Raw genomic sequence first — 12,730 nt, forward strand, 5'->3', positions numbered from 1 at the left:
GAGGAGGGATCTCATCGAAGCTTCCATCTCGGATGAATCGAGGGTGAGGCGGCTTCGATTATTGCTATACTAAACCCAAATCTCTAGAGACCGGGATTTTCAGTGAGAGCCCGCCTCGATACCTTGGAGAACCTCAGGAGATTGGGATGATCGACTCAGTCACAGGAGGGCCTCGAAAGATCCGCGTCGAGATCCCGAAGTGGGGGCAATCGCTCGATGACCTGCGACGCCTGGCCCTCCTGGCCGATCACCCCCGCACCCGCGAACGCTTGCTGGCCCTCTCCCTGGTCGCCGACGGCACCCACAACGCTACCTCCTGGGCCGACCAGTTCGGGCGTCAGGACGACACCGTGCTCGAGTGGGTCCACGACTACAACACTCAGGGGCCCGATGCCCTGACCTTCCGCCGTACCGGCGGGCCGGCCCCCCTCTTGCGCCCGATCGAGCCCGGCAACTCGTCGAGGCCGTCACCACCTCCGAGCCGATCGACCACGGGCTGCCCGGCCACGGCTGGACGTTGAAGAGGCTCCGGCTGTGGGTGCAGAGTAACTTGGGCCGCACCGTGGGACGCCATGCGATCCGGCGGATTTTACTGGCCGCCAAGCTGAGCTGGAAGAGGATCAAGAAGCTGCTGGGCAAGGCCAAAGCCCCCAGGCGTGGCGAGCCCATCGCCCGGCTCGGGGAGCTATTCGCCCGCGTCTGTCGCGACGAAGTGAGGTTGGTCTACATCGATGAGCCGCACTTCCATCAGGATCTGGACGAGGGCTACACCTGGGGTCCCAGGGGCAAGCGGTCCTGGCGGGTCAGCACGTGCCCGGGGCTCTCGCAGCGGCTCAACTGGTACGGGGCGTACGACTTCACCCACGGGCAATGCCTGATCTGGGAAGGCGGTCGTGCGACGGCAATGCGGCGTACCACTTCCTGAGGTGTGTGGCCCGCTGGCGGGCCGGCCTTCCCGGAAAGGTCGTGGTGATCTGGAACAACGCCCCCTGCCACATCGCCAAGGTGGTGACCGGGCATGCCGAGGAGTTGGGGGTCGAGTTGGTCTTCCTGCCGTGCTACAGCCCGGACCTTAACCCGATCGAGAGGCAGTGGGACTGGATGCGCGAGGATGTGACACGGGGCCACTGCCACGCCAGCCTGGCGGCGTTGAGGGCAGCTTGCCAGCGGTTCATCGCCGGGATCAATGCCGCTCCCGAAACCGTGATCGATCGACTCTGGCCGAAGTTTGAACTCGATCCGGAGTATGAGTCGAAACTCCTGGTCTCAACGTGAACTGGGATTAGAGGTCCCAAACTCGGGTCCCACCAAGAAAACAAGACACGATACCATCCTCGCTAACTTTGAGGACGGGCCCGAACCGGCTGGCGATCATCGCTGCGGTCGTCCTTGCCCCTTCAACTGCCGGAGAAATTGTCCCAGAAGCATCGTGACGAAGGATCGCACCATAAGCGAGGAGCCGACCCGATCGATCGGTCGCGATCGCCCCGTCGAGAGCGGCGAACGCTTCGAGAACTGAGGGGTCGAGGTCGGCTATAGACCGGCCTCGGGCCAGATAATGCAGCGCTCGTTTCGCTAAAGGGTCACCCGGATTGAGATTGTTGGGTGGATCTGTAGGTTGATCAATGGCGAGGATGTCGTGTGGAGCAATCAGACGCCCGACTGCGACCGCAGGCTCGTCGATCACGACAAATAGCCCTCCTTGCCTGCACTCAGCCAGGTCGAGTGCGGTCTGAAAGAGGACTCGAGCCAGTCTCTGATCCTCCAAAGCCGACGACCAGATAGCAAACTTGGTCCAGGGGTCCAGGATTCGCCAACGACCGTGGGAGTAAGCAAATTGTTGAGAACCGCCCGCAAAAAGCTTGATTTCCTGATTCGGACTCAAAACCAGACAAAGATTCCCGCCATATCGAGTGGATCTTGCATGAGCTGTATAGTCTCTGGCGCAGGGCACTTCAAGCGTACTAAGGGGAGGAATGGACTCAGCCCATCGGGCAATATCGACTACCTCGATGAGACGTCCCTCGATATCGACAAGATAGACAGTTCGCTTACCGTCGCAGAGTCGATGAATGCTCTTCAATGCAGTTAGCTCGACCCCGTAAGGCAAAGCATCAGGGCAAACCGGGCGAGATGACTGATCGGATCCGAGTAGCAACGCCCCGGTCGAGACTCGACGATTCTCATAGGTCGAAAGGGCGGCAGTCCTCAGCGTTTGAATCGTAGAAGCGATTCGACTCGGGCGGGGGGATATTTCGGAGTACGCCCAAGGTTCGACGAACGCCGCCACATAATGATCTTCGGAACCGCCTCGGAAAAGTTCCAGACGAGAGGGGTGATCAATCTGGAATAGATGATGGTGGCGAAGTCCGAGGACGGCTCCAATCGCCTTGATCATCCGGATATCATGTTCGCTGAATCGACGCCCGTCGAATGGTTCGACTCCATACCGAAGTCCGAAAAGATCCACCGACACTCGTTGGTCTATTTCATCAACGAGGAGCCGAAAAACCGATCCGGAGGGACGATCGGGCCACGTAATTCCCGGCTCGATCTGAAGCACCCGTGCCCTAGGGAAGAAGGTCGCTAGATCACGCCGGAAGACTCCGAGGAATAATTCCGCGATCGCCGTACTCTCTCGAAGTTCGGGACCATACGCCGGGGTGGTGGAGGTTGCCGACGCCGCCCCGGCCTGGGCGTGGCTCCCGGTTCGCATGGCAAGCTCCTCCTTGTGCGAAATCCGCTCCTTCGGTCACCCCGGAATCATAACGGGACTTGCCCCCAAAAGAAAGTTCGCCTTGCAGCATCAACCTCCGGAGTTCAACCGATTCCAGGTCTTTCCACTTCAAAAATGGCCCAAGGTCGAGGCAAAGGCAACAATCCCCGGATCCTTGATCAAGGATGCCAGGGAGGACGATCGGCCCAGATCCTGGATGAACCATCGAGCGATCTTGACCTGGCTTGCCTCGGGAGTCCCTTGGAAGTAGCGGAGGACGGTAAAGGGAGAATATCCCTGATAGAGAAGCCCGGCCCAGGCATTTCGCTCAGTTAAGGAGGGGTCGCGACCGTGCAAATCTCTATAGAATCCTTGGATTACGGTTTCTGGGGTCCCGCCATGCCCAACCAGATACTCGAACGATGTCATGATCGAGGCTTGAGTAGTTTCATCGCCGATGTCAGCAACAAGTAAGTTTGCCCAGGCGGCCACTCCAGGGTCGGTCTTGAGAACCTCGAGCGGTGTCGTCCGACCGAGGTAATCCTGAAACCAATGGGCGACTTCGGTGAGTCGACCTTCTGGGGAGGCCAAAATGACCCGAGCAAGCTGGAATCGGGTCACCGTACCCGAGTCGTATACTCCCACCCATTGCTGGAGGCCGTAGATATCCGGGGACCTTCCGAGCAACTGTTGGTAAAGCCCGGTCACGAAACCTTGGCCTGAGCGGCCTTGATTCGCGAAGAATTCATCCGAGGCGAGTAAGGAAGCGCGAACATCGGCGACGGTTGATGATCCCGGATTCAGAATCGGAAGTCCAGCGACAGGCGCTGCTACCTTCGCGGTCGAGATGCTGGCGGATAATGCGGCGTAGGCATCCACCATTCCACCACTGATCGTCTTTCCGATGAGTGAAGGAAGCGGCTTGGCTGAGGTACGGATCAACCCGGCAATTTGGGCAGCAGTGCTCGAAGGCCTTTGACCAATTAATAATGCAGCGATCCCGGATACGAAGGCCGAGGACATCGAAGTGCCTGAGAGCGTGGCGAGTCGGTCTGCACTGACTCCGCTAGGTACATCGCTCAGAATATCGACTCCAGGGGCGGCAACATCAACGCTATTTCGTCCATAGTTCGAGAAACCGGCGAGCTTTCCGTTTCGATCGACTGCGGCCACGCTCAGCACATTGGGAAGTCGGTAGCTGGCAGGGTAGTTCGCCACGATGTCATTGTTCGATGAATCGTTTCCGGCGGCTGTGACGAAGATGACATTCTTGCTATTTGCATAGGAAATCGCATCACGGAGGGCAGGTGTGTTCTCAACTCCGCCCCAACTCGCATTGATGACCCGAGCACCATGCCGAACGGCGAAATAGATGGCCGAGATAGCGTCCGAAGTCGACCCACTGCCGGTCGAGTCGAGGAATTTCAGGGGCATGATCCGCGCATTCCAGTCGACTCCACTCACGCCGTAACCATCATTGCCTGCCGCAGCAATGACGGCCGACACGTGGGTTCCATGCCCTTCGGTTTCATCATCTTGCACATTATTGTTGCGAGAGACGAAATTCCAGCCATGAATGGCATCAGGATATGCGGGATCGGCAACATTGCCGGGGTTCGTCCAGATTTTGCCCGCAAAGTCGGGATTAGTCAGATCAATTCCAGTATCGATCACAGCAACGATCGTCGAGCTGACACCAGTGGTTATCCCCCAGGCCTCGGCAGCGTTGACATCAATATTGTTTGGATTGTTCAGGCCCCAGAGCTGACCCGAAGTGGGATCATTGGGATAGATCGGTGTCGCCGAGGCCTGGATGACCGAGTTGGGAACGGCATATACGACGGATGGATTGGACTGGAGGAGCCGGAGAGCTCCATCCACGTCGCCCCCTTCCCGGAGCCGGATTAAATCGGGACCTTCGGGATTCGGGTAATGGTAGAGGCCCGGAGCGCCGACAATATCGAAGCTCTGGCTGAGGCGGTACTCTCAGGTTGGAATCGAACGAGGACACTATTGGATGGCCCGGGGTTAGGAATCGGCCACATTCCCTCGGCAGGATTACTGAGCACCCACCTCGCTTCGAGCGGCTCGATCTCAAACCTGGAGCGAACGAACCTTGCGCGGCGTTTCATCGGAAGTGTATCCGGATTGCGCAATTGTTGCAGACCACTCGTTGCATCGTCAGGGCAAGCGCGAAGTCTTACGATTGACGAATCTCAACCCGATCCATCCGCACTTGGTCAAATCTAGCACATTGATCGAGCTTCAGGGCAATGGTGCGGGGATCTGTGCGGCCAATCCGAGTGCGAAGACGAGCGCTGCATACTCCAGGGCGGAGAATAAATCAGGCTGATCGGAAGGTTTGTCGAAGGCGGCCCTGAAGACGGTGCAGACCATCAAGGCGAACAGAAAAAGATAGACGAATCCCTCGGTATCCGGGATCAAGGCCCAGGTTGTCGAGGCCGTGACGGCCGCTAACCATCGATGAGGTCGAGAGAATGCCTTGAAGGCATGACCACCGTCGAGTTGCCAGATCGGGATCAGGTTGAAGAGATTGATTACCGCGGCGAGCTTGGCTATCGCGGCGAACATGAGTTGATCTGTCGCGAGAAAGAGACCATAACAGATCAGGACCGAGCCAAGTCCCCAGAGCGGCCCGGCCAGTCCGACCTGAGCCTCTTCCCGGGGATTAGACAATCGCTGGCGGGCGCGGATCACTGCCCCGATTCCAGGGATGAACATCGGAGCATCGGCCTTGATGCCGTATCTTAGGAGGGCCGCCACGTGGCCCATCTCGTGAATGTAGGTTGTCAGGACCAGTCCAATCGCGAATGGCCAACCCCAAAGAGTCCAGTACGCTCCGACGGTGATGAACATCGAGAGAAGTGTGCTTGCCTTTGTCAGTCCCAGCAGGAGAAACTTCCCCTTCCCCAGGATCATCAACGCAAACGTCCCAAGCCCCGCGGCCTTTCCAGTCCAGGACGATGAACCTTGAACTGATGGCGATCGAGCCTCGGGTGAAAAATCAGCCTTCATTCCCAGGTCAGCGACCTTCGAGGAGATTGCCGCGAACTGTTTGGAATTCGCAGGCAAGAGTTCCAGAGTAGCCCTCCAGGAAATCAAGGCCTGCGTCCATTGTTCTGATGTCTCGGCCGAGTTGGCCTCCTCGGCCAGTCGCTTGAGTCTCTCGGCGTGAACCAGCCTATGGCAGCTAGGACAGACCAGAAAGTGAGCTGCGACCTGGGTACCGCAATCCGGACAGTCAATGGCCGGAACTTTTCGGGTTTCAAGCATGGTCGGTCGTCCCGTCGAACGAGCTCTCCGACTCACCTTCCTCGATGAGATATGGGCCTGTGACGATTAACTTCAGCTTGACATTCATTTTCCAGGCCTGCCAGAGAGCGAAACCAATGATCGCGACCGAAATGACGCTTTCACGGGCACTCGCCACCGGAACAATGATCGTCAAGAAGACGAAAAGGATCGCCTGGCTGACGATGTCGGCCTGAAAAATTGGGTTCGCGGCCTGATTGTTTTCCAGGAAACCGAGAGATACGTAAGTGGCCCCGATCGCCAGATAGGTGAGGAAGATCGCCGTCATCTGGTAGATTAAGCCGCCACGATTATCGCTCCCGACTCGGACCGCGCGGCCGATGAGATAGCCGACAAAAATCGAGATGAGCGACAAGTCGTAATGAGTGATTCGAATCGAGGCCACGTAGGCCAGCGTTCCGATCATTCCTGCACCGGTTCCGAAAGCGAGCGATCGGAAGAATCGAACGGCCCCCGAACCATCTCGAAGCTTGCTTTCGATGGCCTGCTTACATGGCTCGCAGACGATCGTTCCATTAATTTCGAAATATTGGTCAATGATGGTTTGTTTGCAGGCTGCACAGCCGACGACCGAGGGTGGGGCCTGATCATATTCGGCCTGAATAAATTGGAGGCCATCGGCCTCGGGCGAGCTGGGATCGTTCCCACTCGACATCGTCTTCCCTTCCCCGGGCGGCGTGATCCCGGCTCGTACTGAATTCTCGATCAAGTCTTACGAGCATGATAGCAGATGGACGAACGGACCGGCCACGAGATTCAAGGGGCGAGGACATTCATTTCTCAATTCTAGACTTGCCATCCCAAATTCGTTGAAGGCGCCTGGCCACAATTTTTGCCCAGAGTTCTGAACCGATCGGGGAAAGGTGATTATCCCCCGCGAGGTGGCGATTGAAGAGTGGGCTGTTCGAGAATGGTTTCCCAGCCCGGATCGCTATATTGCGTAGTCGAAGGTGCTCGTCAGTGAATTCTTCCAGGGGATTGACGTAGTTAAGGCCTGAACCTTTATAGATCGAGGTGAGCTTGCCGGGATACACGCTCTCGTCTCGTCGACCGAGCATATCATCCTCGCGAGTCAAGGGTACTACAAGTGTCGTCAGGGCACGGGTCCGGCAAAACTGGAGGAGCTCACCGAGCCAGTAATCACTCTCATCCCAGTTCGCAGGCTTGGTCACGTCGCCGAAGTCGTTCCCGCAGATCCCTATGATGACGAAATGAGGACGAAAGCGGCCAAAGTAAGCGACCAAGGTGTGATAGTACTGCTCGATGGAATATCCTAGATGTCCTGTGTTCAGAATCGAGACGGACACCCCCAGATTGTTATGGAGCATCGTTTCTAGGCGTGCAGGTGGAGAGTCGGAATCCCCCACGAGGAGGCCTTGCATATTCGAGTCGCCCAGGACAATGCCGCGGACCGCAGCTTGACAATCGGGCTCAGGGCCTCGGCATCCCCAGGAATTAGTCGTCTGAACCGACTCGGGGACAATCCTGCCTCCGACCGCCCGTCCCAGTCTTCGAGCCTCGATGGTGTCTGGGATCTCGAACATCGCCTGAACCTTCTCGATCGTCAGATCAATCATCCATATCGACCGAGTGTTGGGCTTGAGTCGATAAGAGCGTCCCGAATCATCCGGTTCGAAGACTTTTGAGGACAAGGCGAGAGTCCAGTCGAAATTCCCCCAACGAATCACCGCCGAATCTCGATCCATCCCGATGACCCGGAAGAACTCCTGCATCGTCGGTCCCTTTTCCTGGGCGACCTGTTCCAGGAATCCGCGGGTCAATTCGATCCCTCGGAGTCGTTCCTGGTGATGCCTGGCCTCGATCTCGTCACGATCGACGGGCAATCCAATAACCGATCGAGCTGAATCCTTGGCGAATTCCGTGGAGAATCTAAGGGCTCGACGACCGGCCGAAGTGCCTACCATCAAGCCGAATAACGAAATTCCGGTCATGACCAGAATCGTTCGCCTGAAGGCTCGATCGAGTCGAATCGATCGCTCGGCGAAGGGAAGGAAATTTTGCCGAAGGCCATCAACTCGGCGTCGGCGCAACATTCTTGATACCTCGGGCCGTCTGACTCGAACGAGAAGGCGGTAAAGCCTCAATCGTGGGTATGGTCATTATCGTGGTGGTGGTGTCCCGCCTCGATCGGCATAGCCGAGGCCAACACGAGGCGACCCGTCTCAACTCCTTTCGTGCCAATCAGGCCGTCGGCAAGTTCACGAATTCGCTTGGTCGTACCACGTAGCAGGATCACCTCCAGGCATCGCCTGGCATCGAGATGGACGTGAGTGGTCGTCACGACACAATTCAGATGCGAGTGTTGGAGTTCGGTGAGATGTTCCGCAACTCGGCCGCCATGATGGTCGTAGATCAGAGTTACTACTCCCATCGCCTCGCCATCGTCGGCGGCTACTGCATCCTCGATCAAGGCGGCCCGCATCAGGCCCCGGACCGCTTCGCTACGATTGGAATAACGATGTTCCTCGCGATAACGGTCGAATCTGTCGAGGAGTTCGCCACCAATCGCGACGCTGAACCGAACGAGGGGCTCCTTCACGTTAGGACCTTTCGGAACGAGGGGGCGATCGTGGAGTTCCCACTTCCACCATCGCCCATCGGCCTGACTTGGTTCAAGAGGACTTGGGAACCTCGACCCAATCCCCTTCTTTCTTGGCGCTAGCGACTGCCGCTTCGATGAAAGCCATTCCGGCCACGCCATCAGCTATTCCGGGGTGTGGGAACGGAGCCGGGACCGACTCGCCTTGCTTGTCCCGAATGGCAAGCTGGAGAGAGAGATGTAGGTTGGCGAGCGCCTCATGGAAACCTTCGGGATGCCCCGAGGGAACCCGGATGTAAGGTTTGATCGAGACCGGGAAGTAATCGTATTCTGCGCCGAGCCGGTACATCTTCAGAGGTTGACCACCGGTGTAATGCTTCAGATTGTGGTGGTCGGTGATCGACCATTCCAAGGTTCCCTTGGTCCCACTGACCCGAAATCCGTTGTCATTCTGGGCGCCAATCGTGATCTGCGAGGCGGCAATGGTGGCGATCCCGCCGTTCTCGAGTTCGGCCAGTACCGTGAAATCATCGTCGAGGGCTCGACCTTTGACGAAGGTTGTCAGACGAGCTTGAACTCGGGTTGCGGAAACCCCGCCCACGAATCGAACGAACTCGTAAGCGTGAGTCCCGATGTCGCCTCCGCAGCCAGAAGCTCCGGCCTTGGCCGGATCGACTCGCCAGGCTGCTTGCTTCTGGCCATCGGTTTCGAGACTGGTCGCCAGCCAGCCTTGAGGATACCAGGCCTCCACTTTGCGAACATCGCCGATCGCGCCATCGGCGACCAAGACCTTCGCGAGCATGACCATCGGGAAGCCGGTGTAGGTATAGGCGACACCGAACGGAGTGTCGGTCTCGGTCGAGGCCTGAAGGAGCCGCTTTGCCTCATCGAGCGTGGTCGTCAGGGGCTTCTCACACATCACGCCGATTCCCGCCCGCGCCGCGGCATCCGCCGGCCCAAAATGGGCATCATTGGGCGTCACGATGGTGACATAATCGATCCGCTCGGATTGCGGAAGCGCCGACTCGGCTTTCATCATCGACGGCCAGTCGCCATACCCTCGGGTAAAGAAAAGTTCCTTGGCGGATTCGATCGACTCGTCGGGCTTGCTCCGAAGGGCTCCGGCGGTCAGTTCGGCCGCGTTGTCCATCAGGATCGCCCGACGGTGAGGTGCCCCGAAGAAATTGGCCGGCCCGCCACCGCCAACCATTCCCACTCTCAGCTTCCTTCGGCTCATCGCTCTCATTCCCCCTCGATATTCCATGAAGGACCGGAGAGCGTCACTATAGCCGGGTCCTTCCCGCCCGCAAGGGACCAGGGAAAACCTCGAGTGAGCTGGTCCCTGAGAAGAGGTAAATCCCGGAACCTGGAATAATCGAATTGGCCTCGAGGGAGTGAGTCCCGGAGCGAGGTTCGTCGATCGATACTGGCCTCATCTCGAACCTGGAGAGAGTGAGATCTCTGTCTTCCGAGTATCTCCGGTGGCCGCGAACAACTCGTGTCCGTAAGTCATTAATCTCGAGGCCTCAAACAAATCCAATCCCACCTGATTCCTTTTTGTCGGATTCGCTTCGGATCGGATCCAGGAAGTGGTTGCCGGAGAACGTTGCGGAGATTCCGTGATTTCCAATCCCGACCCGAATTGCTCCTGAGCGATCAAGGGATGAACCACCTCGGCGATGTTCCCCGAGCAGAATGCCCTTTGGAGAGTACAGTCCGCCAAGGCATTCGCAATTGAGGCCATGATCATTCCCTGGTCAATAGACAGTACCGACTCGGCGACCTGGCCGGAAATGACATCGACCGAGTCGAAAAATCCGTTCTCCCCGTAAGCATGGAAGCGAGTGGCGAGGACATTGATATTCCTCATCGCCTCGCGAGGGGCGAACGAGAGGGCGAGAAACGAAGCGTGAGGTGTGATCACCGTCTCGCCTGCCGGATCAGCGTTGCGACCATCGACACTGAGTGGAGGTACTCCGTAGACTCGATATCCGCCCCCAGGGATGCTCGAAGGCGATGCCCCCCAAGCGGCTAGTCTGTCGTCTCCGAGGGCGTAATCGATGGATGCCCGAACGTATAGAGGGTGATTCACGCCCCAGGCTCGTGGTGCCCATTCCGCTTCCGGGATGAAAAGCGATACCATCAAGGCTTCAAACATCGAGCCATCCCAACTCGGTACGACCTTGATGCCTCGGTGCTTTCGATAGCCTTCCTCAACATCGACTCCGAAGTATTTCCGCACCTCGCCGCGGCAGCCTGGGTAGACGGCGCCTGTTTCGGGCGTTCGATAGCGAGCCATCCTGTAATAGTGCTCGGGCGGGACCTGGCCTCGGGCAATTGCGATGTAACTCGCGATTCGAGTCTCGGTGTTCAATATTCCATAGTGAAAAGTAGCATAGGTGTTGTCGTCGGGATAGTAACCCCCTCGTAGTAAACCCGGATGCATGCTCGGATTGGCAGGGTTATAAGGGTCGAAGAAAAAGCCGAAATTCATCGGCTCGAGCAGACGATCCGCAGTCACTCGAAAGTTGGGCCGAGCGTTGCGGATCATGATAAGTGCTGCGGCCAACCATCCATTGTCGACCGTGGAGAGAAAAGGGCGAACCGGACCTCCGCCGGGTAAGGATTTCAGCGTGGAACCATTTCGAGGATCATACCAATTGAAAAAAAAACCGTGAGAACGTTCCATTCCCTCCAAAGTCGAAAGTGTTCGACCGAGGCGTAAGGTCGCTTCTTCGGTAGGAATAATTGCAAGATCTTCGGCGGCAAGGATGCTCCATAGATAGGCCGCGATGTCCGAGGGTGAGGAGTAGTAAGCCAGCGTCCAACTTTCTCCTGTCCTGGACATCAAGTCGGCAGGTAGCCCGCTAGGGAGTGCCAGAGCGTCGAAGGATTTCCAGGTGTCCCTGGCGTATCCACCAAGAATTGCGCGGTCGGCAGGACCGAGATCGATCTCTCCTGCCACGGCCAACATGTGGAAGTTCACCAGGACCAGCAAGGCCAGAAGCCTGGATCGAGTCATGATCTGGTCCTCCCCACGCTTATCTTAGGGCGCGGAAGAGTCTTGGACAGATCCCACCTGCGATCTCTATCGCAGAGTGATCATCCTTAACCCGGTCGCCGCCGAAAGCACCATTTTAGTGAGCGTTCGTGCATGGCCCGAGCGCTCGCTGCCCGATGGAGAATACGTCGATCGTCTGGGCTCGTTCGACCGGAATTCGGAGATTATTCGACCCGAATGAGATCAAATGCACCGGGTCGAGCTGACCCTTCACTCAAATTCAATGGGATGACGACGACCCCTCGACGTCATCTGATTCTATCGGCTGGTAATCCCAAGCTCGATGAGAGAGTCCTGACCTTATTGTCAAGGAATCGTGAAGAATCTCTTCAATTGTGCACCACCACCTGAATCAAGACAAGGTCACCGGGAACAATTCCGAGCAGTGGCCCTGGTTCGGCCGACCGTGTATCCTCCAGCAATCCATCGAATTTACGAGAAACGTATCGTTCTGTGACCGTGAGGGATTGGATGGGTTTATGATTTTTTGTCTTGAGCTTAATCGCAGCGTATGAGGCAACCAATTCAAGGGTCCTGTCCGACAACTCCGAGAAATTCGTTCGATTCGCCATTTAATTCGTCGCTAAACCACGAAAAGCCATGCGAATGCATCCGGAACTAATCGAATCCTGGCAACTTTCAACCTCGAAACGACGCCGAGATAATTCTGTGAATTCCACCTGATGTCCTGTTATTCAACGAATTTGATCGTGACAGCGAAGGTCAAGGGCCTCTACCCTTTCAAGTGAATTACCTATCTCGCGGTCACGTGGAGCAGACTTCGTACTTTACCCCCATCGTCACTCCTCCGGGGTCAAGATCGGCGTTCCAAGTGGGTTCGACCTAGGTTACGACGGCGATGTTGTAAATAAAGCTGGAAAAAGACTTTTCGGAAATGCACCTTTGAGATCAGGAATTTCCTTGACCATGCGTTATGGTCCTCTACTCGAAATGCCCGATCTTCCTTCGATTCGACAATTCCACAAGATCCTGTCGAAGGACAGGCTGGGAGCCCACCTACCCGTAAACTCCGTTACGAAGTCTTGGTTTCCTTCGCCGA

11 protein-coding genes are annotated in these 12,730 nt (G+C 56.9%); 3 read left to right on the forward strand and 8 right to left on the reverse strand.

The annotated features are described in order from the left end of the window. Positions 1-146: 146 nt before the first annotated feature. From P12x_RS20275 to P12x_RS20285, 3 genes are read left to right on the forward strand one after another with little or no spacing between them, the layout of a single operon-like run. On the forward strand, positions 147-521 hold the full coding sequence (locus P12x_RS20275; RefSeq protein ID WP_435006506.1) for a helix-turn-helix domain-containing protein: 375 nt from the start codon (positions 147-149) through the stop codon (positions 519-521). Between the two features lie 29 nt (positions 522-550). Further along, positions 551-925, forward strand: coding sequence for a hypothetical protein (locus tag P12x_RS20280; RefSeq protein WP_435006508.1), 375 nt, complete (start codon positions 551-553; stop codon positions 923-925). 44 nt (positions 926-969) lie between these two features. Then, a complete protein-coding gene (locus tag P12x_RS20285) occupies positions 970-1,275 on the forward strand; it encodes a transposase (RefSeq protein WP_435006510.1) in 306 nt (101 codons plus the stop codon). 7 nt (positions 1,276-1,282) lie between these two features. Here P12x_RS20285 and P12x_RS20290 read toward each other — a convergent pair whose 3' ends face one another. The 8 genes from P12x_RS20290 to P12x_RS20325 all read right to left on the reverse strand — a co-directional run bounded on the left by P12x_RS20290 (position 1,283) and on the right by P12x_RS20325 (position 11,631). After that, positions 1,283-2,716, reverse strand: coding sequence for a hypothetical protein (locus P12x_RS20290; protein ID WP_435006511.1), 1,434 nt, complete (start codon positions 2,714-2,716; stop codon positions 1,283-1,285). A gap of 129 nt (positions 2,717-2,845) precedes the next feature. After that, positions 2,846-4,597, reverse strand: coding sequence for a S8 family serine peptidase (locus tag P12x_RS20295; protein WP_435006513.1), 1,752 nt, complete (start codon positions 4,595-4,597; stop codon positions 2,846-2,848). A 384-nt stretch (positions 4,598-4,981) separates the two neighbouring features. Beyond that, entirely contained in the window at positions 4,982-5,656 is a 675-nt protein-coding gene (locus P12x_RS20300) for a site-2 protease family protein (RefSeq protein WP_435006515.1), read from the reverse strand. A 346-nt stretch (positions 5,657-6,002) separates the two neighbouring features. Then, positions 6,003-6,704, reverse strand: a complete 702-nt coding sequence (locus tag P12x_RS20305; RefSeq protein ID WP_435006517.1) for a hypothetical protein — start codon at positions 6,702-6,704, stop codon at positions 6,003-6,005. 118 nt (positions 6,705-6,822) lie between these two features. Further along, positions 6,823-7,830 carry an SGNH/GDSL hydrolase family protein gene (locus P12x_RS20310; RefSeq protein WP_435006518.1) on the reverse strand — a complete coding sequence of 336 codons (1,008 nt, stop codon included), beginning with the start codon at positions 7,828-7,830 and terminating at the stop codon, positions 6,823-6,825. 320 nt (positions 7,831-8,150) lie between these two features. After that, positions 8,151-8,609, reverse strand: coding sequence for a nickel-responsive transcriptional regulator NikR (gene nikR / locus P12x_RS20315; RefSeq protein ID WP_435006520.1), 459 nt, complete (start codon positions 8,607-8,609; stop codon positions 8,151-8,153). Between the two features lie 73 nt (positions 8,610-8,682). Further along, positions 8,683-9,846 carry a Gfo/Idh/MocA family protein gene (locus tag P12x_RS20320; RefSeq protein ID WP_435006521.1) on the reverse strand — a complete coding sequence of 388 codons (1,164 nt, stop codon included), beginning with the start codon at positions 9,844-9,846 and terminating at the stop codon, positions 8,683-8,685. 195 nt (positions 9,847-10,041) lie between these two features. Next, positions 10,042-11,631, reverse strand: coding sequence for a glucoamylase family protein (locus P12x_RS20325; protein ID WP_435006522.1), 1,590 nt, complete (start codon positions 11,629-11,631; stop codon positions 10,042-10,044). Positions 11,632-12,730: the final 1,099 nt, after the last annotated feature.

The organism is Tundrisphaera lichenicola, assembly GCF_051175385.1.
In the GTDB taxonomy this organism is placed as follows: domain Bacteria; phylum Planctomycetota; class Planctomycetia; order Isosphaerales; family Isosphaeraceae; genus Tundrisphaera; species Tundrisphaera lichenicola.